The organism is Pseudomonas spirodelae (genome assembly GCF_034653255.1).
Classification (GTDB): domain Bacteria; phylum Pseudomonadota; class Gammaproteobacteria; order Pseudomonadales; family Pseudomonadaceae; genus Aquipseudomonas; species Aquipseudomonas spirodelae.
On the sequence record NZ_JAYEET010000017.1, the window covers coordinates 14,351 to 36,984 of the forward strand.

Genomic DNA, 22,634 nt, shown 5'->3' on the forward strand with positions numbered 1-22,634 from the left:
CTCAAGACTCCGAACGGGTGCCAAGGCCCATGGCCTGGCGGGCGAACCAGCGTTTCGCCGGCGGTAGCAGATCAAGGCCCAAGAGGCCGAGGTTGCGCCCGGCGGCCAGCAGCGGCTGGCCGGTACTGAACAACCGGGTGACCTGATCGGAGAACCCCACAGTCAGTTGCTGGTCCGTCTGCTGACGGCTCAGGTAACGCTGCAAGGTGGCCAAATCGCCCAATGGCGCAGTGCTGGCCAGCAGGGTTTCGGCCAGCACCAAGGTGTCGCGCAATGACAGGTTGTAGCCCTGCCCGGCAATCGGGTGCAGGCTGTGTGCCGCGTTACCGAGCACCACCAGATGCTTACGCACCTGCTCCTTGGCTGCGGTCAGGGCTAGCGGGTAAAGATGCCGCGTGCCGACCTGACGCAAGCTGCCCAGGCGGTAGCCGAAGGCCTGCTGCAACTCGGCGAGAAACGCCGTATCGTCCAGCGCAGACAGCCGCTCGGCTTCCAGCGTGGCACGGGTCCAGACCAGGGCGCAGCGGTTATCCGCCAGCGGTAGCAGGGCCATTGGCCCTTCTTCGGTAAAGCGCTCAAAGGCCAGGCCGTGGTGCGGCTCCTGCGGGCTGACGTTAGCGATTAATGCACTCTGCCCATAGGGCGTGGTGCTGACGGCGATGCCCAGCTGCTCACGCAGCCCGGAGCGGCCACCCTCGGCGAGAGTCGCCAGGTTGCACTCAAGCTCGCTGCCATCGTCCAGGGTCAACCGGTAGCCATCGGCCAACGCCTGTATGCGCGTGACCTGAGCCGGGCTGCGCCAGCTCACCACCTGCGGGTCCAGCGCCTGCCATAAACATTCGCCGAGCCAAGCGTTTTCCACCACATAACCCAGCGCTGGCACGCCCTCGTCCTCGGCGCTCAGGCGCGCAGCGGCAAAGCGGCCACGGTCGGAGACATGAATCTGCTTGATCGGTTCGGCGCGCTGGCTGATCTGCGACCACAGGCCAAGCCGTTGATAGATCTGCTGCGAGCCGAACGACAGCGCCGTGGAACGTGCGTCATAGCTGGGTTGATAACCGCTGCCTGGGGTGAACGGTTCGATCAGGCAAATGCTCCAGCCACGCTGCTTGGCCTCAGCTTGCAGGGCCAAGGCCAGGCTGGCGCCAACCAGGCCACCGCCGATAATCGCGATATCCACCCGCGCCACGCTTAAGCCGCCGCGCTGCGTGCGGCAACCATCAGCGCTTCGATCTCAGCGACGGTTTTTGGCACACCGCCAGTGAGAATCTCGCAACCGGTCTTGGTCACCACCACATCGTCTTCGATGCGCACACCAATACCGCGCCACTTCTTCGCCACGTTTAGATTGTCCACGGCAATATAAATACCCGGTTCGACGGTCATGGCCATGCCGACTTCCAGCTCGCGCCATTCGCCGCCGACCTTGTACTCGCCGACATCGTGCACATCCATCCCCAGCCAATGGCCGGCGCGGTGCATGTAGAAGGGTTTGTAAGCCTCGGCGGCAATCAGCTCGTGAATCTCACCCTGCAGCAAACCCAGCTCAACCAACCCGGCGGTGATTACCTGCACAGTGGCTTCGTGGGCCTGGTTCCAGTGTTTGCCCGGGCCGATTTCCTTGAACGCGGCTTCCTGCGAGGCCAGCACCAGCTCATAGATGGCTTTCTGTTCGGGGGAAAACGTGCCGCTGACCGGGAAGGTGCGGGTGATGTCGCTGGCGTAGCAGTCGATCTCACAGCCGGCGTCGATCAGCACCAAGTCGCCGTCCTTCAGCGGTGCGTCGTTTTCGCGGTAATGCAGGATGCAGGCGTTCTTGCCCGCCGCGACGATGGATCCATAGGCCGGCATCTTCGCCCCGCCTTTGCGGAATTCGTAATCCAGTTCGGCTTCCAGGTGGTACTCAAACAGGCCGGCACGGCTGGCCTGCATCGCGCGCACATGGGCGCGGCAGGAGATGTCAGCCGCTTCCTTCATGACCTTGATTTCCGCCGCCGACTTGTACAGACGCAGGTCGTGCAGCAGGTGCTCAAGGGTGACGAACTCATTGGGCGGCGTCGCGCCCTGGCGCGCCTTGGAGCGGATCATGTTGATCCACTCCATCAACTGGCGGTCGAACTCATGATGGGTGCCCATTGAGGAGTACACCCGGTCACGCCCCTCAATCAGCCCCGGCAGAATGTCGTCGATATCACCAATCGGGAACGCATCATCGGCGCCGTACTGGCTAATCGCACCATCCTGGCCGGCACGCAGACCGTCCCACATTTCCCGCAGCGGATCGCGCTCGCGACAGAACAAAACGTACTCGCCATGTTCACGACCCGGAATCAGCGCAATCACCGCCTCTGGCTCGGGAAAGCCGGAGAGGTACTGAAAGTCGCTGTCCTGGCGGTAGATGTGCTCAACGTCGCGGTTGCGGATATACACCGGCGCGGCCGGCAGAATCGCGATGCTGTTGGGTTCCATCTGCGCCATCAGCGCCTTGCGCCGACGGGCGTATTCCGACTTGGGGATGCTGATCATGGGCAGATTGAGTCCACTTCTATTGCATGAAAATCAATGCAGCGACGGTTTCGCCGCGGCGACTACAGGTTTGGCGCATTCGCTGAACAGCAGCAATGGCGCAACACGCAGGTACTCCATCACTTCCATGTAATCCGTTTCACCGTCCTCGGATTCTTCCAGGGCATTCTGCACCTGGGAAATCGCCGCGAGGTCTTGCAGCACTTCCATGGCTTCAGCGCTCAGGGCGCTGTCACGGGCGGTCAAACCAAAGCCGCCGAGGAAGCCTTGGCACCATTGTCCCAGAGCTACCGCGCGCTCGCTAAGCGGCGCATCGTCGCTGGGTAACAGCAGTACCACGGTAACATCGTCACTGGTCAGTTCGCCCTTGACCATTTCCTGCAGGCCAATCAGCGCCTGACGCACGGTATCTTCCGGTGCGCCGCCCAGCAGCTCGGCGGCATCCACCAGCCATGAGTCGATCTCGAACCCTGCACCGGCACAGCTGCGACCCAGCAACAGGCCATGCAATTCAGCAGGGGAAACGGTGTAGCCGCTGCTGGCAAGCAGCGCGGCAAAAGCGGAATACGGCGAATTTGAAGTAGGCATAGATAACTAGGCGCAAAGCTGCGCAATCACTAGAATGGAGGCCCTGTATCCTAGCACCGGCAAGCCTGCCAAGACTAATCAAGTGGCTCGGCGGCCATGTACAAATCGCCCCTTGCCGCAAAAAATTACCGCGCCGTGATCGACGGGTGAAATGCATCAACCTGTAGTGCCAATCTGCCCCACACTGCTAAATACGCAAACTAAAGGCACCGTGCTCCGTCGGATACTGTCGAAGCCACCTTAAAGACGCTATTTTTACTTGTCAGCCCACTCACCCAGTACGAGTAGAGAACCATGGACGACGTCGACCTGCAGGCGCTTACGACCAAGCTGGACCTGCTGATCCAGCGTGTCGAGCAGCTCAAGGCGCATAACCGACAGCTTCTGGCGAGCGAAAAAGCCTGGCGTGAAGAGCGATCCCACTTAATTGAAAAGAACGAAATGGCCCGGCATAAGGTCGAATCCATGATTTCGCGCCTTAGAGCCTTGGAGCAGGATTAATGTCCCAGTCGAACACGCTGACCGTCCAGATCATGGACAAAGAATATTGCATCGCTTGCCCGAGCGATGAACGCAGCAATCTGCAGAGTGCCGCGCGCTACCTGGATGGCAAAATGCGCGAGATCCGCTCAAGCGGCAAAGTCATTGGTGCCGACCGCGTCGCCGTGATGGCCGCGCTGAACATCACCCATGAACTGCTACACAAACAGCAACACCTTGACGAACAGGCTGGTGCCAACCGCGAACAGGTGCGTAACCTGCTCAATCGTGTCGATAGCGCCCTGGCCCAGGACAGCAATGAGCAAGGCAGCTAATTGCGCGCCGACGGTTTCGGGTATACTGGCCACCGCTCCCTGGAGTGTGCGCCAGTTGGTCATGTCCCTGAGCCGATTCGCACAACCCCGGGGGTTGCAAGTTGAGACCGGTGTGCATGTCCGCTTGACGGAAAGCCTTAAGGTCTCCTGCAACCTCCACCTTGAACTTTCGGGTTCAAGGGCTAAGCCGACAGCGGCACGCCGGGGAGTCACTTTTTCCAGCCAGTTGCCCTTCCGCGACAACGGCTACTGCAACCCTCCATGCTCGATACAACTGCCCTAAGCCGCGCACAGCTGCGCCGTCATCTGCGCGCACAGCGTCGTGCGCTCAGCCCTCGCGCCCAACGGCAGGCCGCCCACGGCTTATACAAGCAACTGGCACAACACCCGCTGTTTCGCCGGGCACGGCAGATTGCCCTGTATCTGCCCAACGATGGCGAGATTGATCCACGACCGCTATTACGCGCGGCGCAAAAACGCGGAAAGGCCACTTACCTGCCAGTGCTCAGCCCCTGGCCGCAAAGCAAGATGGTCTTTCAACGCGTCCGCGCTGACCAGCCCCTGCGCAAAAACCGCTTTGGCATTTACGAGCCACAACGCAATTGCAAACAGCAACGCAAGGTATGGGCACTGGATCTGGTGCTAATGCCGCTGGTTGGCTTCGACCACCATGGCGCTCGCTTGGGGATGGGTGGCGGATTTTATGACCGCAGCTTGGCCTACCTCAGCCTGCGCAAAAATTGGCACAAACCGACATTGCTAGGTCTAGCACATGAGTGTCAGCTGGTTGAGCGCCTGGCCATGGCCAGCTGGGACGTGCCGCTACAAGGTACCGTAACGGACAAGGCGTGGTATTGAATCAACAAGGCGGTACCCAGCCGGCTCAGCGCACTACGCTGGATTGCGTCACAGGCGCAGGCTGGTGCTCCCATAGGCTCTGGGTGTAACCCGTGGTCACCACGCCCAAGCTGAACAGAATCACCAACACCCACAACACATCTGGTTTACGTTTCATTCGCTGCCTCCCCCTTAAGGCATAGCCTGCGGTGTATCCGCGACAATTATTGTTATAGACCCAGCAACGGCGGCCACCCACACAGCCAATTGGCGACACGACAGCTCGACAACCACTCAGCAGACAGCCGGTGCCCGTTAAAGGACCGAAACACAGGAGCAAAGTTCATGCCTTATTGGCTGATGAAATCAGAACCCGACGAACTCTCCATCCACGACCTGCAGCGCCTTGAGCAAACGCGCTGGGATGGCGTGCGCAATTACCAGGCGCGCAACTTCTTGCGCAGCATGCAACCAGACGACTTATTCTTTTTTTATCACTCCAGCTGCCCGGAGCCTGGGATTGCCGGCATCGCCCGCATTGTCTCCGCTTCCTACCCCGACCCCACCGCGCTAGAGCCGGACAGCCACTATTTCGACGCTAAAGCCAGCGCGGCCAAGAACCCCTGGAGTGCAGTCGATGTGGCCTTTGTCGAGGCATTTAAACGCGCCATCCCTCTGGCACAGCTGAAAACCCAGAGCGCGCTAATGGAGTTACCGCTGGTGCAGAAGGGCAGCCGCCTCTCCGTCATGCCGGTCAGTGCTGAGGAGTGGGCAGCCATTCTGGCGCTGCGCTGAAATAGTGCAACGCCAGGCAAACCGTTACTGAATGATTAAGTTATTGAACAGCAGGTCCTCTACCAGCGGCTTGCCTTCTTCCTGCGTCAGCACGTCCTGCACCTGCTTGAGTGCTTCGGCGCGCAGCGTTTCCCGCGCGCCTGCCGCCGCCATGCCTTCATTCGTCTGCTGGGAAAACAGCATGACTAGCTGATTGCGGATCAGCGGCTCGTGGTGTTTGACCTTCTCTTCAACATCCTTGCCAGTAACCCGCAGCGACAGGTCGGCCTTAAAAAACTTGAGCTTTGGCCCGTCACCAAAATTCCCCACCAGGGCCGGCACCAAGGTGACATAGGCAACCGCCGGAGCAGCGCCTTCTTCCCCCTCAGGCTCATCCTTGCTTTCCGAAGCCTGCGCCATCAAGGGCAAGGACAGAGCCAACAGCAATGCGATCCAGACTTTCACAGGCGATATTCCTCAAGGGTTCAGCGCCTAGCATAGCCACACTCAGGCGGCGGCCCAAGCCCCAGCCTTATGCATAACCATCATGCACAAGCATGCTCGTTGACCGGGCAGCACTCACACCTACACTGCATGGCCAACAACCGCAGAGGAAAGCCCGATGAAAGCCGTGCTGTGCAAAGCCTTCGGCCCCGCCGAAACCCTGGTACTGGAAGAAATCGCCAGCCCCGAAGCGAAGAAGAATGAAGTGTTGCTGGAAGTGCATGCCGCCGGGGTCAACTTCCCCGATACGCTAATCATTGAAGGCAAATACCAGTTCAAACCGCCTTTCCCCTTTTCCCCGGGTGGCGAAGCATCTGGCGTAGTCACGGCCGTCGGTGAAAAAGTCAGCCACCTGAAAGTCGGCGACCGGGTGATGGCTCTGACCGGCTGGGGCAGCTTCGCCGAAGAAGTGGCGGTACCCGGCTATAACGTCATGCCAATCCCCGCGAGCATGGACTTTGCCAGCGCCGCCGCTTTCGGCATGACCTACGGCACCTCGATGCACGCCCTCAAGCAGCGCGCCAACCTGCAGCCTGGGGAAACCCTGCTGGTACTCGGCGCCTCTGGCGGTGTCGGCTTGGCAGCCGTGGAAATTGGCAAAGCCATGGGCGCCAAGGTCATCGCCGCCGCGAGCAGCGCGGAGAAACTCGACGTAGCCAAGGCTGCTGGGGCCGATGAGCTGATCAACTACAGCGAAAGCAACCTGAAAGACGAAGTGAAGCGCCTGACCGGCGGCCAAGGCGCCGACGTGATCTACGACCCAGTCGGCGGCGATCTATTCGACGCGGCGATTCGTAGCATTGCCTGGAACGGCCGCTTGCTGGTGGTGGGCTTTGCCAGTGGGCGCATTCCCGAGTTGCCAGTGAACCTGGCGCTGCTCAAGGGCGCCGCCGTGGTCGGGGTGTTCTGGGGCGCGTTTGCCCAGCGCCAGCCACAAGACAATGCGGCCAACTTCCAGCAGCTGTTTGCCTGGCACGCCGAAGGCAAACTCAAGCCACTGGTCTCGCAGACGTACCCACTGGCGCAGGCCGCCGAGGCGATCGATATGCTGGGCCAACGTAAGGCGGTGGGCAAAGTGGTGGTGCAGGTGCGCTGATCGCACGCGACAGCAAAAGGCCGCCCATCTGGCGGCCTTTTTTATTGACGCGGTTAACCGCGTGGCGCGTAGGCGAAGACGTCTGCGCGCATTCGATGCGCATCCATACCCGCGTCTACCAATGCATCGAGGGTGGCATAAACCATGGCCGGCGAGCCGCTGGCGTAGACGTGTAATGCGTTAAGGTCGGCAAAATCTTCACGCACGGCCTCATGCAGCAGACCGCAACGCCCCTTCCAACCGCACTGATCGCTGACTACCTGGTGCAGAAACAGGTTGGGCACTTGCTGCCACTGCGCCCAATGCTCCAGCTCATAGAAGTCTTCCGGGCGGCGCGCGCCCCAGTACAGATGCACCGGGTGGGCAAAACCGATAGCCCGACAATGCTCGATCAAACTGTGCATTTGCGCCATGCCGGTACCGGCGGCAATCAACACCAGCGGTCCATCCGGCAGTTCGGCCAAATGAGTATCACCGAACGGCAGTTTCACCCGCACCAGGCCCGTGGTGCGCAATTGGTCCACGAGGGCGACAGTCGCCTCGTCGCGGGCCAGTACATGCAACTCCAGCTCGCGGCCGCAGTGCGGAGCCGATGCCAGGGAAAAGGCCGCGTAATCATCAGCGTCGCGCTGCAGCAGCAGGTATTGCCCGGCGTGGTAACGCGGTGCCTTGCCGGCAGGCGCTTGCAGGCGCAGACGAAACACATCGCCGCCCAGGTCATCGCAGGCGGCAACCTGGCAGGCCAACTCGCGCACCGGCAGCTCGCCAGGGGCGAGCACGCCATCCCAGTGCAGCACACAGTCTTCCAGCGGTTCTGCCAGACAGGTGAACAGCTCTCCCTGGGCCAGCTCAACCCCGCCTTGCTGCACGCGGCCTTCAACCAATAACGCCGCGCAGATATGGCAGTTACCATTACGGCAGCTTTGCGGACAGTCGTAGCCCAGGCGCCGCGCGGCATCGAGAATACGCTCGCGGGGCTGGACGTCCAGTACTGCGCCTGAAGGATTCAGGGTGACTTTCATCAATCAATTCCCAACTCAGACCACAGCGCATCGACGCGCTGCTTGACCGCTTCATCCTGAACGATAGCCCGGCCCCATTCGCGAGTCGTCTCGCCCGGCCACTTGTGGGTGGCGTCCAGGCCCATCTTCGACCCCAAGCCCGAGATCGGCGAGGCAAAGTCCAGGTAGTCGATCGGGGTGTTGTCGATCATCACCGTGTCGCGCTTGGGGTCCATGCGCGTGGTGATGGCCCAAATCACATCGTTCCAGTCCCGCGCATTGATGTCGTCATCAGTGACGATGACAAACTTGGTGTACATAAACTGGCGCAGGAAGCTCCACACACCGAGCATCACGCGCTTGGCGTGGCCGGGATACTGCTTTTTGATGGTGACCACCGCCAGGCGGTAGGAACAGCCTTCCGGCGGCAGGTAGAAGTCGACGATCTCGGGGTACTGCTTCTGCAGAATCGGCACGAAGACTTCATTGAGCGCCACACCGAGAATCGCCGGCTCATCCGGTGGCCGGCCGGTGTAGGTGCTGTGGTAAATCGGCTTTTGCCTACGCGTGATGCGCTCAACGGTGAACACCGGGAAGCTGTCCACCTCGTTGTAATAGCCGGTGTGGTCGCCGTAAGGGCCTTCCGGGGCCATCTCACCAGGGTGAATCACCCCCTCGAGGACGATTTCGGCACTGGCCGGAACCTGCAGATCACTGCCGCGACACTTCACCAGCTCGGTTCTGTTGCCGCGTAACAGGCCAGCAAAGGCATATTCAGACAAGGTATCCGGCACCGGTGTGACCGCGCCGAGAATGGTCGCAGGATCAGCCCCCAGCGCCACCGCAACCGGGTAGGGACGATCCGGGTATTTCTGGCACCAGTCGCGAAAATCCAGTGCGCCGCCGCGGTGGCTGAGCCAGCGCATAATCACTTTGTTGCGGCCAATCACCTGCTGACGGTAAATGCCGAGGTTCTGTCGTTCCTTGTTAGGCCCTTTGGTGATGGTCAGGCCCCAGGTGATCAGCGGCCCCACATCGCCCGGCCAGCAGGTCTGCACAGGCAGCTTGCCGAGGTCGACGTCATCACCCTCTTCGATCACTTCCTGGCACGGCGCGTCTTTAACGACTTTTGGCGCCATGGCCAGTACCTTGCGGAAAATCGGCAGCTTGCTCCAGGCATCCTTCAGGCCCTTCGGCGGCTCAGGCTCCTTCAAAAACGCCAGCAGCTTGCCGATTTCACGCAGCTCGCTGACCTCTTCCGCGCCCATGCCCAACGCCACGCGCTTGGGCGTGCCGAACAGGTTGCCGAGTACCGGTACATCGAAGCCTGTGGGGTTTTCGAACAGCAGCGCCGGCCCGCCTTTACGCAACGTGCGGTCGCAAATTTCCGTCATCTCCAGCACGGGAGAGACGGGTGTCTGGATACGCTTGAGTTCACCGCGCTGTTCCAGGCCGCGAATAAAGTCGCGCAGGTCACGATACTGCATGCAAATGCCTCGTTTCGAGCCGAGCAATAGGGCCGCAAAGTTTAGCGCCGAACTCGGTCTTTCAGAAGGGAAAGCCAATATGCAGAGACACAAAAGCCGGGCTTACCCGGCTTTTGTTGTAGGGCGAAGGACGCCTTACTTACGCTTCATCGACTGGAAGAACTCTTCGTTGGTCTTAGTCGCTTTCAACTTGTCGGTGAGGAACTCGATGGCGGCAATTTCATCCATCGGGTGCAGCAGCTTGCGCAGAATCCACATGCGCTGCAGTTCGTCCTCGGCGGTCAACAGCTCTTCGCGACGGGTACCGGCGCGGTTGATGTTGATCGCAGGGAACACACGCTTCTCGGCGATACGACGGTCCAGCGGCAGCTCCATGTTGCCGGTGCCTTTGAATTCTTCGTAGATCACTTCATCCATCTTCGAGCCAGTTTCCACCAGCGCGGTGGCGATGATGGTCAGCGAACCGCCTTCTTCGATGTTACGCGCGGCGCCAAAGAAGCGTTTCGGCTTCTCCAAGGCGTGAGCATCGACACCACCGGTGAGCACCTTGCCGGAGCTTGGGATCACGGTGTTGTAAGCACGCGCCAGACGGGTGATGGAGTCGAGCAGGATGACTACATCCTTCTTGTGCTCAACCAGGCGCTTGGCCTTTTCGATGACCATTTCGGCCACCTGCACGTGGCGGGTTGGTGGCTCATCGAAGGTCGAGGCCACCACTTCGCCGCGCACGGTGCGCTGCATTTCGGTCACTTCTTCCGGGCGCTCGTCGATCAGCAGAACGATCAGGTGGCACTCGGGGTTGTTGCGCGCAATGTTCGCCGCGATGTTCTGCAGCATGATGGTCTTACCGGCTTTCGGCGGTGCGACGATCAGGCCACGCTGGCCTTTACCGATCGGGGCGCAGAGGTCGATCACCCGGCCGGTGATGTCTTCGGTAGAGCCGTTACCGGCTTCCATGACCAAACGCTTGGTCGGGAACAGCGGCGTCAGGTTCTCGAAGAGAATCTTGTTCTTGGCGTTTTCCGGGCGGTCGTAGTTGATCGTGTCAACCTTGAGCAGCGCGAAGTAACGCTCGCCTTCTTTCGGCGGGCGTATCTTGCCGACGATGGTATCGCCGGTACGCAAGTTGAAGCGGCGGATCTGGCTCGGCGAGACGTAGATGTCATCGGGGCCAGCGAGGTACGAGGCATCCGCAGAGCGGAGAAAGCCGAAACCGTCCTGGAGAATCTCCAGCACGCCATCACCGGAGATTTCCTCACCGCTTTTAGCGTGTTTCTTCAACAGGGAGAAAATCACGTCCTGCTTGCGTGAACGAGCCATGTTATCCAGGCCCTGTTGTTCAGCGAGTTCCAGCAGTTCGGTAATCGGCTTTTGCTTGAGTTCGGTCAGATTCATAGGAATGACGTAATTCATGAAGGAGGGGAAATAAGCTATTTAGCTTGGGAGCCAGCGCCGCAGAGAAGGCGAGTTGATCGCCTGCTTATGTATCGAAGGATTCGGATAGGAATGCGTCGGCGACGGCTTGCAGGGGGCTGCATAGGAAATACAGCGAAGCCGAATGTAACACCGGTTTTATTCGTACGTCCAGCGCCCAGGCAGAAAAAAGCCCCGCAATGTGCGGGGCTTCTAGCGCTTGTTGGCGTCTCAGTACAACTTAGATGTTGCTATCGAGGAACGCCGCCAGCTGCGACTTGGACAGTGCGCCCACTTTGGTGGCTTCAACATTGCCGTTCTTGAACAGCATCAGCGTTGGGATGCCACGCACGCCAAACTTCGGCGGGGTGTCCTGGTTTTCATCGATGTTCAGCTTGCAGACTTTCAGCTTGCCCTGATAGGTCTGGGCGATCTCATCGAGCACCGGCGCTATCATTTTGCACGGGCCGCACCACTCAGCCCAGTAGTCGACCAGCACCGGCCCTTCGGCCTGCAGGACATCTTGGTCGAAGCTGGCATCGCTGACATTGGTGATGAATTCGCTCATGGAAAGTCTCCGTGTTCGGAAGCAAAAGATGGGCGACATCATAGCCCGGCTTTCTCCACACAGGAAGGCGGCGGCAATTGAGCTTCTCTATGGTGCAGCCCCAAAACGACCACGCAGGCCTTTACCACGCAATTTATTCAGACCACCGGTCAGCCCAGCGCCAGCGCTGCATGCATCGCCGTACAGCGGCATTGGCGGGCGCCTGCGACATCAGTATGCGTTGGCGAGGCCAGGCTATCGTGGCACGATGACACGGTTCCGCTCTGAGATGGTTCTGCCATGCCGCATACCCCTGCCGAGTCTTTCCCTTTGATTGCAGCTATCGACCTAGGCTCCAACAGCTTCCATATGGTGCTGGCCAAAGCCGATCACGGCGAGATCCGCATCCTCGAACGCCTCGGCGATAAGGTCCAACTGGCCGCCGGCATTGACGAGCAGCGCCTGCTCAGCGAAGAGGCTATGCAGCGTGGGCTCGACTGCCTGCGCCGCTTCGCCCAGCTGACCGCCAGCCTGCCAGAAGGTGCGGTGCGTGTAGTGGGCACCAACGCCCTGCGCGAGGCGCGCAACCGTGGCGAGTTTATCCGCCGCGCCGAAGAAATTCTCGGGCACCCGGTGGAAGTCATTTCCGGCCGTGAAGAAGCCCGCCTGATCTACCTCGGCGTGTCGCACAGCATTGCCGACACCCCCGGTAAACGCCTGGTCGCCGACATTGGCGGCGGCAGTACCGAATTCATCATCGGCCAACGCTTCGAACCCATGCTGCGCGAAAGCTTGCAGATGGGCTGCGTCAGCTTTACCCAGCGCTTCTTCAAGGACGGCAAGATTACTCCCGCGCGCTATGCCCAGGCTTACACCGCGGCTCGGCTGGAGATCATGGGCATCGAGCACGCCCTACGCCGCCTCGGTTGGGAAGACGCAGTGGGTGCTTCCGGCACCATCAAGGCCATCGGCCTGACTATTCAAGCGGCCGGGCTTGGCTCGGGCGAGGTCAATGCCGAAGGGCTGGCCTGGCTGAAACGCAAAGTGTTCAAGATTGGCGACGCGGAAAAACTCGATCTCGACGGCATCAAGGTCGATCGCCGCGGAATTTTCCCGGCCGGCCTGGCGATTCTCGAGGCAATCTTCGATGCCTGTGATATCCAACGCATGAGCCACTCGGAAGGCGCGTTGCGTGAAGGCGTGCTGTATGACCTGCTGGGCCGGCATCAGCATGAAGACGTGCGTGAACGCACGCTCAGCTCGTTGATGGAGCGTTATCACGTCGACCTGGAGCAGGCGGCGCGGGTTGAAAGCAAGGCGCTGTCTGCGCTGGGCAAGGTCGCCGAGGACTGGCAACTGCAAGACGACTGCCACCGCGAGCTGCTCAGCTGGGCCGCCAAAGTGCATGAGGTGGGTTTGGATATTGCCCACTACCAGTACCACAAGCACGGCGCTTACCTGGTTGAGCACTCGGACCTGTCAGGTTTTTCCCGTCAGGATCAGCAGATGCTCGCCCTGCTGGTACGCGGTCATCGGCGCAATATCCCCAAGGATAAGTTCGCCGACTTCGGTGCCGAGGGCATCAAGCTGATGCGCCTGTGTGTACTGCTGCGCTTTGCCATCCTGTTCCACCACATTCGCGGCAGCCAAGAAATGCCCGAGGTGCAGCTCAAGGCCCGTGAACAGAGCCTGGAAATTCAATTCCCGGATGGTTGGCTGGCAAACAATCCGCTGACCCAGGCCGATTTCACCCAGGAAGCGGAGTGGCTCAAACGTATTGGCGTCGAACTGAGCGTGCGCTGAGGCGGCGCCAGCACGGCGCCACCTGCGCACTGGTTTAACGGGCGCTGATCAGCGGCGCCGTCAACTTCTCCAGCAAACCAGCCTGCGCGCTGCGCGGGTTCTGGTTGCCACTCGGGCTGCAGCGCAGGTAGCGCCCATCCGATTGCAGCACCCAGGCCTGGGTGTTGTCGCTCAGGTAGCTTTCCAGCTCCTTCTTGACCCGCAGAATCAACTTCTTGCCTTCTACTGGGAAGCAGGTCTCGACGCGCTTATCGAGGTTGCGCTCCATCCAGTCGGCGCTGGACAGGTAGATCTGCTCTTCGCCGCCATTGAGGAAGTAGAACACCCGCGTGTGCTCGAGGAAGCGGCCAATAATCGAGCGCACCTGAATATTGTGCGAGACCCCGGCAATGCCCGGGCGCAGGCAGCACATGCCGCGCACCACCAGCTCAATCTTCACCCCGGCCTGGCTGGCCTTGTACAGCGCGCGGATGATCTTGGCATCGGTCAGCGAGTTGAACTTGGCCATGATATGCGCCGGCTTGCCTTCGGCAGCCTGGGCAGTCTCGCGGGCGATCATGTCGAGCAGGGTCTTTTTCAAGGTAAACGGCGCGTGCAGCAGCTTCTTCATGCGCAGCGTCTTGCCCATGCCGATCAGCTGGCTGAATAGTTTGGACACGTCCTCACACAGCGCCACGTCGGCGGTCAGCAGGCTGTAGTCGGTGTACAGCTTGGCGTTGCCGGCATGGTAGTTACCTGTGCCCAAGTGCGCGTAGCGGACGATATCACCGCTCTCACGGCGCAGGATCAGCATCATCTTGGCGTGGGTCTTGAAGCCCACCACGCCGTAGATCACCACCGCGCCGGCGGCCTGCAAGCGGCTGGCCAGCGCCAGGTTAGACTCTTCGTCAAAGCGTGCACGCAACTCGATCACCGCGGTGACTTCCTTGCCGTTACGCGCGGCATCGACCAGCGCATCGACGATTTCCGAGTTGGCCCCCGAGCGGTACAGGGTCTGCTTGATCGCCAGCACATGCGGGTCTTTTGCCGCCTGACGCAGCAGGTCGACCACGGGGGTAAAGGATTCAAACGGATGCAGCAGAAGAATGTCCTGCTTGCTGACCACACTGAAAATGTTCTCAGCGTTCTGCAGCAATTTGGGGATCACCGGAGTGAAGGGCGTGTATTGCAGCTCTGGATGGCTTTCCAGACCGGTAATACTGAACAGCCGCGTCAGGTTGACCGGGCCATTAACCCGGTACAGCTCGGCCTCCGTCAGGTTGAACTGCTTGAGCAGGTAGTTGAGCAATGGCTGTGGGCAGGTGTCGACCACCTCCAGGCGCACCGCATCGCCGTAACGACGGCTGAACAGCTCGCCACGCAGCGCGCGGGCCAGGTCTTCGACGTCTTCGGTGTCCACCGACAGGTCGGCGTTACGGGTTAGACGGAACTGGTAGCAGCCCTTGACCTTCATGCCCTGGAACAGGTCATCGGCGTGGGCGTGGATCATCGAGGAGAGGAATACGAAGTTGTCGCCCGGACCGCCGACATCCTCCGGCACCTTGATGATGCGCGGCAGCAGACGCGGCGCGGGAATGATCGCCAGACCGGAGTCGCGGCCGAAGGCGTCGATGCCTTCCAGCTCAACAATAAAGTTCAGGCTCTTGTTCACCAGCAGCGGGAACGGATGCGTCGGGTCGAGACCAATCGGGGTGATGATCGGCGCGATCTCGTCGCGGAAATAGCGGCGAACCCAGGCTTTGAGCTTGGCATTCCAGAAACGTCGACGGATAAAATTGACGTTGTGCTTGGCCAGCGCCGGGAACAGGTTGTCGTTGAGAATGGCGTATTGGCGCTCAACCTGCTCGTGCACCAACTCGGCAATCCGTGCCAGCGCCTGATGCGGTTGCAAGCCATCGGCGCCGGCCTGTTCGCGAGCGAAGTTGATCTGCTTCTTCAGGCCAGCCACGCGGATCTCAAAGAACTCGTCGAGGTTGCTGGAGAAGATCAGCAGGAACTTCAGTCGCTCCAGCAACGGGTAGGACTCATCCAGCGCCTGTTCCAGCACGCGGATATTGAATTGCAGTTGTGAAAGCTCGCGGTGGATATACAGGCTGCTGTCATCCAGGTTGTGGATCACCACGGGCGCAGGTGCGACGGGCGCGGGGGCTTCGATCACAGGGGGTTCCACGGCTACAACCTCGTCGACGACCGGCTGGGCGTCTTGCAATTCAGGGGTACTGAGTCCTTCGGTGTTCATTGAAAAGTCCTGGAGGGGCTAGTGCCCCTGTTTCAGTAGTTCTGCCGCGCGCACGGCGAAATAAGTCAGGATGCCATCAGCACCCGCACGCTTGAAGGCGGTCAGTGACTCGAGAATCACCGCTTCGCTCAACCAGCCATTCTGGATAGCCGCCATATGCATGGCGTACTCACCGCTGACCTGATAGACAAAGGTCGGCACTTTGAATTCCGCTTTGACCCGGCAAAGAATGTCCAGGTAGGGCATGCCCGGCTTGACCATCACCATGTCCGCGCCTTCGGCCAAATCTGCCGCCACTTCGTGCAGCGCTTCATCGCTATTGGCCGGGTCCATCTGGTAGCTGGCCTTGTTGGCCTTACCCAGGTTCGCCGCCGAGCCCACAGCATCGCGGAACGGGCCGTAGTAGGCGCTGGCGTACTTGGCCGAGTAGGCCATGATGCGCACATTGGAATGATCAGCCAACTCCAGCGCCTCGCGGATCGCCTGCACACGGCCGTCCATCATGTCCGAGGGGGCAACCACCTGGGCACCGGCGTCAGCATGCGAAAGCGCCTGCTTGACCAGTGCATCGACAGTGATGTCGTTCTGCACGTAGCCATCGGCGTCGAGAATGCCGTCCTGACCGTGGGTGGTGAATGGGTCCAGCGCCACATCGCTTATCACCCCCAGTTCAGGGAACTTGGCGCGCAGGGCTCGGATCGCACGCTGGGCAATGCCGTCCGGGTTCCAGGCTTCTTCGCCGAGCAGAGACTTCTTCTCCAGCGGCGTCACCGGGAACAGCGCCAGCGCCGGAATCCCCAGGGCCACCCAGTGCTCGGCTTCTTTGAGCAGCAGGTCGATGGACAGGCGCTCAACACCCGGCATCGAGGCAATCGCTTCGCGGCGGTTTTCGCCGTCGAGGACGAACACCGGCAGAATCAGGTCATCAACACTCAGGCGGTTTTCACGCACCAGGCGCCGGGAGAAATCATCACGGCGATTGCGACGCAGGCGAGTGGCGGGAAACAGGCGATTGGCGGGGGTAAAGCTCACGACAGACTCCAAAGCCCGTAGCGACGGGCAAGTGTGACAGTTATAAGCGGCCATTATGACCAAAGTATGACAACGCACGACAGCGCTGCGACCGCTTGCCGCAAGCCCAGCCAGCATAACCCCTGGAGCATGACGAGAATATGCCGAACTGGACAGCGTCAGCCGCCGCTCAAATGCCTGAAACGACAACGGTGGAGCAAGCCTGCGCCTGTCCACCGTTGTCGGGCCTGGTCGTTAGCACATTAGGCAGGCACTGCATTCTCCCCGCGTGGCGTCCAGAACAGCGCCCCCAGGCTAAGCAGGCTGTAGCCTAACAGCAGCGTCCAGAGCAGCGGCTGACTGGCCAGCAACCCCAGCTGCACTGCCAACCAGGCCGCCGGCAGGTTTAGCAGCAACCGCAGCACTTCCAGCCGCTTGGCACTGGGGCGGTTCTCCAGCCAGACCCCAAGCACATACAAGCCGACAGCCATCCAGGCCACGCCCAAGAGCACCTGCGCCAGGCTTAGATCATTGCCCAGGCCCAGTAACAGCGTGCCGCCGAGCACATAGAGGCTGAACTGCACACCGGCATAGCACTTCTGCGCCAAGCTCAGCGGCACATCGAACTTAACGAACTGGCTCAAATCCGCCTTGTGCTGCGGGTATTTTGCCGCAACATCAGCCGGCCGCCAGCCGGTGCGCATAAACCAAATGCGCAACCTGTCCCACCAGGACTCGGCGCGCACAGCGTCACGCCACAGCGCCACATAGAACTGCACATTAGCCCACAGCGGATTCCAGCTAGCCAGCGGCGTGGTTACGCCGAATACCACCGGCTGGTCATCCAACTCCTCCTGAAAGGTGCCGAACAGGCGATCCCAGACAATGAACACACCGCCGTAGTTGCGATCCATATACACAGCATTCTGCGCATGGTGCACACGGTGGTTGGACGGCGTGATAAACAGCCACTCGTACCAGCCCAGCTTAGGGATATGCCGGGTATGCACCCAGAACTGATAAAGCAGGTTCAGCGCCGCCACCGTCAAAAATACCAGCGGCGGCACACCGGCCACGGCCATCGGCAGGTAGAAGATCCAGCCGAAGAGAAACCCGCTGCTGGTCTGCCGTAGCGCAGTGGAGAGGTTGTATTCCTCACTCTGGTGATGTACCGAATGCGCCGCCCACAGCACGTTGCGCTCATGGCCCAAGCGGTGGTTCCAGTAATAACAGAAGTCGTAGAAAACGAAGGCAAACAGCCAGACCCACAGGCTACTGGCTGATAACTCAAACAGCGCCACGTGCTGCCAGGCCACTGTGTAGGCGAATACACCAACGACCTTGGTCAACAGGCCCACAGTGGTCGACAGCACGCCAGCGCTGAGGCTGTTGATGGCATCAGAAAACCGGTAAGTGCTGAGGCCGCGCCAACGGTCGAGCAGCAACTCCAGGGCGATCAACCCAAAGAAAAACGGTACGGCGTAGAGGATGTAATTCATGGCGTCACCATTTGCAAAGAAGCGCCATATCGCTGCATGGGGCTAACAGCTAGGATGGCTGCATAAATCTTAGCCCAGCGGCGCACGCCACTTGCGGCACACCATGCCAAACTGGGTAGCAGATGGCGACAAGCGTGTTCAGGCGCCGACAAATCACAACTCAGCCCAGTGCAGCTATCAACTCAGGAGAATTTGATGAACAAGAACGTCGCGGTAATTCTTTCCGGCTGTGGTGTCTACGATGGCGCGGAAATCCATGAAAGCGTGATCACCCTGCTACGCCTCGATCAGCGCGGCGCCAAGGTGCAATGCTTTGCCCCCAACGTGGCGCAACTGCATGTGGTCGACCACTACAGCGGCGATGAAATGGACGAGACGCGCAACGTGCTGGTGGAGTCGGCGCGCATCGCCCGCGGCAAGATCAAGGACGTCAGGGAGCTGCATGTCGCTGACTTCGACGCGCTGATCATGCCGGGCGGCTTTGGCGTGGCGAAAAACCTCTCTGACTTTGCCATCAGCGGCGCCAACTGCACGGTGCAGCCGGATGTACTGAGCGCCACTCAGGCCTTCGTCAAAGCCGGCAAGCCGGTCGGGCTGATGTGCATTGCCCCGGCGCTGGCGACCAACATCTTCGGCAGCGGCGTGATCTGCACCATCGGCAACGACCACGACACGGCAGCCGCCTTGGTACAGATGGGCGCACAACACCATGAGTGTGAAGTCAGCGAGATTGTTGAAGATGCCGAGCGCAAGCTGGTGACGACGCCGGCTTATATGGTTGCCCAGTCAATCAGCGAAGCCGCCTCGGGCATCAACAAGCTGGTGGATCGGGTGCTGGAGCTCAGCCACCCGGCTTAAGTAATCCAAGGCCAATCCCGCCAATGCGCGCGGCACACCCGCCGCGCCACTGGCCAGATCAGCCACAGTGCGGCAGGTTGATTGTCCCTTCGTCCAGGCACGATCTCCATGAGCAACCCACCTTTCGAGCTGAACACCGAGCTGCAACAAGCGGTCAGTCAGTTCTTCCAGCGTATTCCCTTCAACCAGATGCTCGGCATCGAGCTGGATGAACTAAGCAGCCAGCGCGTTACCATGCACCTGCCGATGAAGCCCGAGCTGATCGGCAACTTCGTCCACGGCATTCTGCATGGTGGGGTGATTTCTTCTTTGCTGGATGTCGCGGGCGGCGCCATGGCGCTGATCGGCGCCTTCGACAAACACCAGCACCTGTCCAGCGCCGAGCGCATGGCGCGGCTGTCGAAACTCGGCACCATCGACCTGCGTATCGATTACCTGCGCCCCGGGCGCGGCCAGCGCTTTACCGCCACCGCCGTGCTGCTACGCAGCGGCAACAAGGTCGCGGTGGTGCGCAGCGAATTGCACAGCGATGACGGCACCCTGGTGGCAGTCGGCACCGGCACGTATCTGTGCGGATAGTCCAGGTCGGCTCAGAAAGCAGCGATGTGGGAGAGGCTTTAGCCGCGATGAGACGCCAAGGCTCGCCGCTAAAGCGCCTCCCACAGCAGCACGCAGGATGCGCTAACGGCTCAAGCGGGTGAGGATACGATCCAGTGAGTTGGCAAAGGCCTGCTTGTCGCGCTCGCCATAAGGCGGCTGCCCGCCACTGACCTGGCCCGCCTCACGCAGCTCGGTGAACAGGTTACGCACCGCCAGCTTGTCGCCCATGTTGCGCTCATCAAACTCACGGCCGCGTGGGTCCAGCACCGCCACGCCCTTTTTCACCAGGCGATCGGCCAACGGCACATCGCTGCAAATCACCAACTCACCGGGCACGGCATGTTCCACCAGGTAATCATCGGCGGCATCCGGGCCACTGGGTACCACGATCAGCCGCACGCAGCTGTAGGCCGGCTTAACCTGAGCCTGACCGGCTACCAATAACACCTCGAAGCGGCGCTTCAGGGCGAACTTCACCACCTGATCCTTGGCCGCTTTGGGGCAGGCATCGGCATCAATCCACACGCGCATGGCACATTACTCTTTGCAGGCAAGCCGACATGGTAAGCCATGCCGGCAACAGCCTGGCGCTTAGACTGCTAGCCGACGCTGCTCGCCCAACCAGCTACGCCCATAAAACAGCGCAATGGCCGCCAATGCGACAGCCTGGGCGGCAAGACCGTAAGCATCCGCATGAATACCCAACCAGTCGAACTCGAAGAAGGCCACGGGGTGCGTGTTCAGCACGCCGGCCTCTTGCAAAGCCGCCACACCATGGCCGGCAAACACCACCGAGAGCACGCACAACAGCACCGCGTTAGCGCCGAAGAAGGTCGCCAGCGGCAACTTGCGTGAACCGCGCAGGATCACCCAAGCCAGGCCAAGCAGCAGCGCCAGAGCGGCAGCAGCACCGGCCAGGACCATGCCATGGCCTTGCGGGCCTGCCTGTAGCCAGAGGGTTTCGTAGAACAAGATGACCTCAAACAGCTCGCGGTACACCGAGAAGAACGCCAGTACGGCAAAGCCGAAACGGCCACCACCGCCGACCAGGCTGCTCTTGATGTAATCCTGCCACGCCGCGGCATGCCGGCGATCATGCATCCACACGCCCAGCCAGAGCACCATGACACTGGCAAACAGTGCGGTAACGCCCTCAAGCACCTCGCGCTGAGCGCCACTGACATCTATCAGGTACGCCGCCAGCGCCCAAGTGGCCACCCCGGCCAACAGAGCCAGGCCCCAACCGACGTGCACACTGCGCACCGCCTGCTGCTGCCCGGTGTTGCGCAGGAAGGCGAGAATCGCCGCCAACACCAGAATCGCCTCCAACCCCTCGCGCAGCAGGATCAGCAAGCTGGAGAAGAAACTCAGCGAACCCGACAAACCATCGCTGTTGAGCAACGCCGCGGAGGTCGCCAGCTCGGCTTTGGCCTGCTCCAGACGTTGCGCGGCCTGAGGCACCGACAAACCGTCTTGCAGCGCCTGCCGATAGGCCATCAGGGCGCGCTCGGTGGTTTTGCGCTGCGCCGGATCGAGGTTGTTCAACGCCCCCTCGACCAGCTCGAAGCCTTCCAGATAAGCGGCGACAGAAAGGTCATAGGCCTGCTCGTGATCGCCGTCGCGGTAGGCGTTCAGGCTGCGTTCGAGCATCGCCTGGGTATGCCCAATCAACTGCTGCGGGCCGCGTTGTTGCGCCGGCGGCTGCGCACGTTGAGCGCGGAACCGTGCAGCAGCTGCCTCACCTTGCTCAGCGCCGACTTCGGCAGGGGTCATACCCGACAACGCAGTCAGGCTGAACGGCTCGCCCTGATCAGCTGACGTGGCGCTGAACCCGGCGATGTAACTGGCCAGGTCCCAACGCTGGCGTTCATCCAGCTGATCAGCAAAGGCCGCCATATCGGTGCCGTCGATACCCAGACCGACGGTGTTGTACAGGTCATACAGGCTTAACCGGTCCAGCCGCGTCAGGTCGCGCAAGTTAGACGGTGGCGGCTCCAAACCAAGGCCGGCCGGCCCATCGCCGGCACCGCTAGCACCATGGCAAACGCTACAGTGCTGGGCGAACAACAGCGCGCCACGGCTGGGGTCGGGCGTGATGGCCGGAGCCTGGCTGACGCCATAGGCCGTAGCCAGCGTCGCGGCTAGCTCACGGGCCTTCAGGGCGACCAGGTTGCCCTCGACACGCTGTTCGATACCCGTACGCAGGCTAGCCACGCCCTGCTGCAGCTCGGCCTGCTCGTCACGCGCCGGCAGCGCAACGATCAAGCCTTGCAGTACAGTAAGAAACTCAAGCTGCTCGCGGTATTCGCCGGAGTCGACAACTTGCCCATTGGCCACGGTGGCTGGGTAGTCAGCCCCTAGGTAACCCAACAAATGCAAAGCTTGCGCCGCGCCCTCAATAGGCTCGGCCATAACAGCCAGGCTACACAGTGCCAACACGGGCATCAGTGCGGATTCCACGCTGACTCGGACACCCATTCCACGCACATCCGGACAGTGATTCCACGCTGATCCGGACACTCACTCCACGAGCATCCGGACACCGATTCCACGGCCATCCGGACACTTTTCAGGCAGGCAGCTACGCAGGATTTATTCACTACCATCGACCTCTTTTTCGAAGCGAAGAGGTCGTCGTGGAGCGTTTATCCATGCGTAAAATCCGAGAGGTGTTGCGCCTCAAGTTCGACTGCGGCCTGTCCGTGCGCAAGATCGCCCGCAGCCTGGGTACTGGCCACAGCAGTGCCGGTGATTACCTCTGTCGTTTTGCCGCCAGCGGTCTCAGTTGGCCCTGTTCGTTGTCCGATGCCGAATTGGAGCAGCAACTGTTCCCGCCGGCCCCGGCGGTTGCCAGTGAGAAGCGGCCTTTACCCGATTGGGCATGGGTGCATGCCGAACTGCGCCGCCCCGGGGTGACCCTGGCGCTGCTCTGGCAGGAGTACCGCCTGAGCCAGCCGCAGGGCTTTCAGTACAGCTGGTTCTGTGAGCACTACCGGGCCTGGCAGGGCAAGCTGGGCGTGGTGATGCGTCAGGAGC

At 60.8% G+C, this 22,634-nt stretch carries 23 protein-coding genes and 1 other RNA gene; 10 read left to right on the top strand and 14 right to left on the bottom strand.

Going from position 1 to position 22,634, the window contains the following annotated elements:
* Nucleotide 1: 1 nt before the first annotated feature.
* The 3 genes from ubiH to SOP97_RS06490 are packed head-to-tail and all read right to left on the bottom strand — an operon-like array spanning nucleotide 2 to nucleotide 3,114.
* The gene (gene ubiH / locus SOP97_RS06480; protein ID WP_322948666.1) at nucleotides 2–1,189 is read right to left on the bottom strand and encodes a 2-octaprenyl-6-methoxyphenyl hydroxylase; all 1,188 of its coding nucleotides are present in this window, start codon (nucleotides 1,187–1,189) and stop codon (nucleotides 2–4) included.
* 2 nt (nucleotides 1,190–1,191) lie between these two features.
* Entirely contained in the window at nucleotides 1,192–2,526 is a 1,335-nt protein-coding gene (gene pepP, locus SOP97_RS06485) for a Xaa-Pro aminopeptidase (protein ID WP_322948667.1), read from the bottom strand.
* Between the two features lie 33 nt (nucleotides 2,527–2,559).
* On the bottom strand, nucleotides 2,560–3,114 hold the full coding sequence (locus SOP97_RS06490) for a YecA/YgfB family protein (RefSeq protein ID WP_322948668.1): 555 nt from the start codon (nucleotides 3,112–3,114) through the stop codon (nucleotides 2,560–2,562).
* 294 nt (nucleotides 3,115–3,408) lie between these two features.
* Here SOP97_RS06490 and SOP97_RS06495 point away from each other — a divergent pair, with 294 nt between their 5' ends.
* The 4 genes from SOP97_RS06495 to SOP97_RS06510 all read left to right on the top strand — a co-directional run bounded on the left by SOP97_RS06495 (nucleotide 3,409) and on the right by SOP97_RS06510 (nucleotide 4,787).
* Entirely contained in the window at nucleotides 3,409–3,615 is a 207-nt protein-coding gene (locus SOP97_RS06495) for a TIGR02449 family protein (RefSeq protein WP_322948669.1), read from the top strand.
* Nucleotides 3,615–3,929: a cell division protein ZapA gene (locus tag SOP97_RS06500; protein WP_274088243.1), complete on the top strand. Its 315-nt coding sequence runs from the start codon at nucleotides 3,615–3,617 to the stop codon at nucleotides 3,927–3,929. The genes SOP97_RS06495 and SOP97_RS06500 overlap by 1 nt, the downstream gene beginning before the upstream one ends.
* A 33-nt stretch (nucleotides 3,930–3,962) precedes the next feature.
* Nucleotides 3,963–4,141: non-coding RNA, 6S RNA (ssrS, locus tag SOP97_RS06505), on the top strand.
* 49 nt (nucleotides 4,142–4,190) lie between these two features.
* Complete coding sequence (locus tag SOP97_RS06510; protein WP_322948671.1) at nucleotides 4,191–4,787, top strand: 5-formyltetrahydrofolate cyclo-ligase; 597 nt, start codon at nucleotides 4,191–4,193, stop codon at nucleotides 4,785–4,787.
* 25 nt (nucleotides 4,788–4,812) lie between these two features.
* Here the strand turns inward: SOP97_RS06510 and SOP97_RS06515 are convergent, their stop codons facing one another.
* Nucleotides 4,813–4,944 (bottom strand): hypothetical protein, encoded by a 132-nt coding sequence (locus SOP97_RS06515; RefSeq protein WP_274088241.1) that lies wholly within the window; start codon nucleotides 4,942–4,944, stop codon nucleotides 4,813–4,815.
* 167 nt (nucleotides 4,945–5,111) lie between these two features.
* On the opposite strand from SOP97_RS06515, the gene SOP97_RS06520 reads away from it, so the two are divergent.
* Nucleotides 5,112–5,561, top strand: coding sequence for an EVE domain-containing protein (locus SOP97_RS06520; protein ID WP_322948673.1), 450 nt, complete (start codon nucleotides 5,112–5,114; stop codon nucleotides 5,559–5,561).
* A gap of 24 nt (nucleotides 5,562–5,585) precedes the next feature.
* Here SOP97_RS06520 and SOP97_RS06525 read toward each other — a convergent pair whose 3' ends face one another.
* Nucleotides 5,586–6,005, bottom strand: coding sequence for a flagellar basal body-associated FliL family protein (locus SOP97_RS06525; RefSeq protein ID WP_322948675.1), 420 nt, complete (start codon nucleotides 6,003–6,005; stop codon nucleotides 5,586–5,588).
* A gap of 157 nt (nucleotides 6,006–6,162) precedes the next feature.
* Here SOP97_RS06525 and SOP97_RS06530 point away from each other — a divergent pair, with 157 nt between their 5' ends.
* The gene (locus SOP97_RS06530) at nucleotides 6,163–7,140 is read left to right on the top strand and encodes an NADPH:quinone oxidoreductase family protein (RefSeq protein ID WP_322948677.1); all 978 of its coding nucleotides are present in this window, start codon (nucleotides 6,163–6,165) and stop codon (nucleotides 7,138–7,140) included.
* A 53-nt stretch (nucleotides 7,141–7,193) separates the two neighbouring features.
* Here the strand turns inward: SOP97_RS06530 and SOP97_RS06535 are convergent, their stop codons facing one another.
* The 4 genes from SOP97_RS06535 to trxA all read right to left on the bottom strand — a co-directional run bounded on the left by SOP97_RS06535 (nucleotide 7,194) and on the right by trxA (nucleotide 11,609).
* Nucleotides 7,194–8,162 carry a CDP-6-deoxy-delta-3,4-glucoseen reductase gene (locus SOP97_RS06535; protein ID WP_322948679.1) on the bottom strand — a complete coding sequence of 323 codons (969 nt, stop codon included), beginning with the start codon at nucleotides 8,160–8,162 and terminating at the stop codon, nucleotides 7,194–7,196.
* Nucleotides 8,162–9,628, bottom strand: a complete 1,467-nt coding sequence (ubiD, locus tag SOP97_RS06540; RefSeq protein ID WP_274088236.1) for a 4-hydroxy-3-polyprenylbenzoate decarboxylase — start codon at nucleotides 9,626–9,628, stop codon at nucleotides 8,162–8,164. Before ubiD ends, SOP97_RS06535 begins: the two co-directional genes overlap by 1 nt.
* Nucleotides 9,629–9,763: 135 nt before the next feature.
* A complete protein-coding gene (gene rho / locus SOP97_RS06545; RefSeq protein ID WP_274088235.1) occupies nucleotides 9,764–11,023 on the bottom strand; it encodes a transcription termination factor Rho in 1,260 nt (419 codons plus the stop codon).
* 259 nt (nucleotides 11,024–11,282) lie between these two features.
* Nucleotides 11,283–11,609, bottom strand: a complete 327-nt coding sequence (gene trxA, locus SOP97_RS06550; protein WP_090241426.1) for a thioredoxin TrxA — start codon at nucleotides 11,607–11,609, stop codon at nucleotides 11,283–11,285.
* Nucleotides 11,610–11,888: 279 nt separating this feature from the next.
* Between trxA and ppx the strand changes: the two genes are divergently transcribed.
* Entirely contained in the window at nucleotides 11,889–13,391 is a 1,503-nt protein-coding gene (ppx, locus tag SOP97_RS06555; protein ID WP_322948682.1) for an exopolyphosphatase, read from the top strand.
* A gap of 34 nt (nucleotides 13,392–13,425) precedes the next feature.
* Here the strand turns inward: ppx and ppk1 are convergent, their stop codons facing one another.
* The 3 genes from ppk1 to SOP97_RS06570 form a co-directional block, all read right to left on the bottom strand.
* The gene (gene ppk1, locus SOP97_RS06560; protein WP_274088233.1) at nucleotides 13,426–15,630 is read right to left on the bottom strand and encodes a polyphosphate kinase 1; all 2,205 of its coding nucleotides are present in this window, start codon (nucleotides 15,628–15,630) and stop codon (nucleotides 13,426–13,428) included.
* Between the two features lie 18 nt (nucleotides 15,631–15,648).
* Nucleotides 15,649–16,662, bottom strand: coding sequence for a porphobilinogen synthase (gene hemB, locus SOP97_RS06565; protein WP_322948683.1), 1,014 nt, complete (start codon nucleotides 16,660–16,662; stop codon nucleotides 15,649–15,651).
* Between the two features lie 242 nt (nucleotides 16,663–16,904).
* On the bottom strand, nucleotides 16,905–18,140 hold the full coding sequence (locus tag SOP97_RS06570; protein ID WP_322948684.1) for a sterol desaturase family protein: 1,236 nt from the start codon (nucleotides 18,138–18,140) through the stop codon (nucleotides 16,905–16,907).
* A 195-nt stretch (nucleotides 18,141–18,335) separates the two neighbouring features.
* Between SOP97_RS06570 and elbB the strand changes: the two genes are divergently transcribed.
* Together elbB and SOP97_RS06580 are read left to right on the top strand one after the other, a co-directional pair.
* Nucleotides 18,336–18,998 (top strand): isoprenoid biosynthesis glyoxalase ElbB, encoded by a 663-nt coding sequence (gene elbB / locus SOP97_RS06575; RefSeq protein WP_274088230.1) that lies wholly within the window; start codon nucleotides 18,336–18,338, stop codon nucleotides 18,996–18,998.
* Between the two features lie 108 nt (nucleotides 18,999–19,106).
* Nucleotides 19,107–19,577, top strand: coding sequence for a thioesterase family protein (locus tag SOP97_RS06580; protein WP_274088229.1), 471 nt, complete (start codon nucleotides 19,107–19,109; stop codon nucleotides 19,575–19,577).
* 102 nt (nucleotides 19,578–19,679) lie between these two features.
* Here SOP97_RS06580 and SOP97_RS06585 read toward each other — a convergent pair whose 3' ends face one another.
* Both SOP97_RS06585 and SOP97_RS06590 read right to left on the bottom strand, forming a co-directional pair.
* Nucleotides 19,680–20,129: a YaiI/YqxD family protein gene (locus SOP97_RS06585; protein WP_274088228.1), complete on the bottom strand. Its 450-nt coding sequence runs from the start codon at nucleotides 20,127–20,129 to the stop codon at nucleotides 19,680–19,682.
* A gap of 60 nt (nucleotides 20,130–20,189) precedes the next feature.
* Complete coding sequence (locus SOP97_RS06590; RefSeq protein WP_322948686.1) at nucleotides 20,190–22,043, bottom strand: cytochrome c/FTR1 family iron permease; 1,854 nt, start codon at nucleotides 22,041–22,043, stop codon at nucleotides 20,190–20,192.
* Nucleotides 22,044–22,249: 206 nt separating this feature from the next.
* On the opposite strand from SOP97_RS06590, the gene SOP97_RS06595 reads away from it, so the two are divergent.
* Nucleotides 22,250–22,634 (top strand): IS21 family transposase (locus tag SOP97_RS06595; protein WP_459349891.1); only part of this gene is annotated, 385 nt, incomplete at its 3' end.

Coding starts and splice junctions, on each gene's coding strand:
- ppk1 (WP_274088233.1), bottom strand. CDS start 15,630: ATGAACACCGAAGGACTCAGTACCCCTGAATTGCAAGACGCCCAGCCG.
- pepP (WP_322948667.1), bottom strand. CDS start 2,526: ATGATCAGCATCCCCAAGTCGGAATACGCCCGTCGGCGCAAGGCGCTG.
- SOP97_RS06515 (WP_274088241.1), bottom strand. CDS start 4,944: ATGAAACGTAAACCAGATGTGTTGTGGGTGTTGGTGATTCTGTTCAGC.
- SOP97_RS06580 (WP_274088229.1), top strand. CDS start 19,107: ATGAGCAACCCACCTTTCGAGCTGAACACCGAGCTGCAACAAGCGGTC.
- rho (WP_274088235.1), bottom strand. CDS start 11,023: ATGAATCTGACCGAACTCAAGCAAAAGCCGATTACCGAACTGCTGGAA.
- SOP97_RS06490 (WP_322948668.1), bottom strand. CDS start 3,114: ATGCCTACTTCAAATTCGCCGTATTCCGCTTTTGCCGCGCTGCTTGCC.
- SOP97_RS06535 (WP_322948679.1), bottom strand. CDS start 8,162: ATGAAAGTCACCCTGAATCCTTCAGGCGCAGTACTGGACGTCCAGCCC.
- SOP97_RS06530 (WP_322948677.1), top strand. CDS start 6,163: ATGAAAGCCGTGCTGTGCAAAGCCTTCGGCCCCGCCGAAACCCTGGTA.
- SOP97_RS06520 (WP_322948673.1), top strand. CDS start 5,112: ATGCCTTATTGGCTGATGAAATCAGAACCCGACGAACTCTCCATCCAC.
- SOP97_RS06495 (WP_322948669.1), top strand. CDS start 3,409: ATGGACGACGTCGACCTGCAGGCGCTTACGACCAAGCTGGACCTGCTG.
- SOP97_RS06570 (WP_322948684.1), bottom strand. CDS start 18,140: ATGAATTACATCCTCTACGCCGTACCGTTTTTCTTTGGGTTGATCGCC.
- trxA (WP_090241426.1), bottom strand. CDS start 11,609: ATGAGCGAATTCATCACCAATGTCAGCGATGCCAGCTTCGACCAAGAT.
- elbB (WP_274088230.1), top strand. CDS start 18,336: ATGAACAAGAACGTCGCGGTAATTCTTTCCGGCTGTGGTGTCTACGAT.
- ppx (WP_322948682.1), top strand. CDS start 11,889: ATGCCGCATACCCCTGCCGAGTCTTTCCCTTTGATTGCAGCTATCGAC.
- SOP97_RS06500 (WP_274088243.1), top strand. CDS start 3,615: ATGTCCCAGTCGAACACGCTGACCGTCCAGATCATGGACAAAGAATAT.
- SOP97_RS06585 (WP_274088228.1), bottom strand. CDS start 20,129: ATGCGCGTGTGGATTGATGCCGATGCCTGCCCCAAAGCGGCCAAGGAT.
- ubiD (WP_274088236.1), bottom strand. CDS start 9,628: ATGCAGTATCGTGACCTGCGCGACTTTATTCGCGGCCTGGAACAGCGC.
- SOP97_RS06590 (WP_322948686.1), bottom strand. CDS start 22,043: ATGCCCGTGTTGGCACTGTGTAGCCTGGCTGTTATGGCCGAGCCTATT.
- SOP97_RS06510 (WP_322948671.1), top strand. CDS start 4,191: ATGCTCGATACAACTGCCCTAAGCCGCGCACAGCTGCGCCGTCATCTG.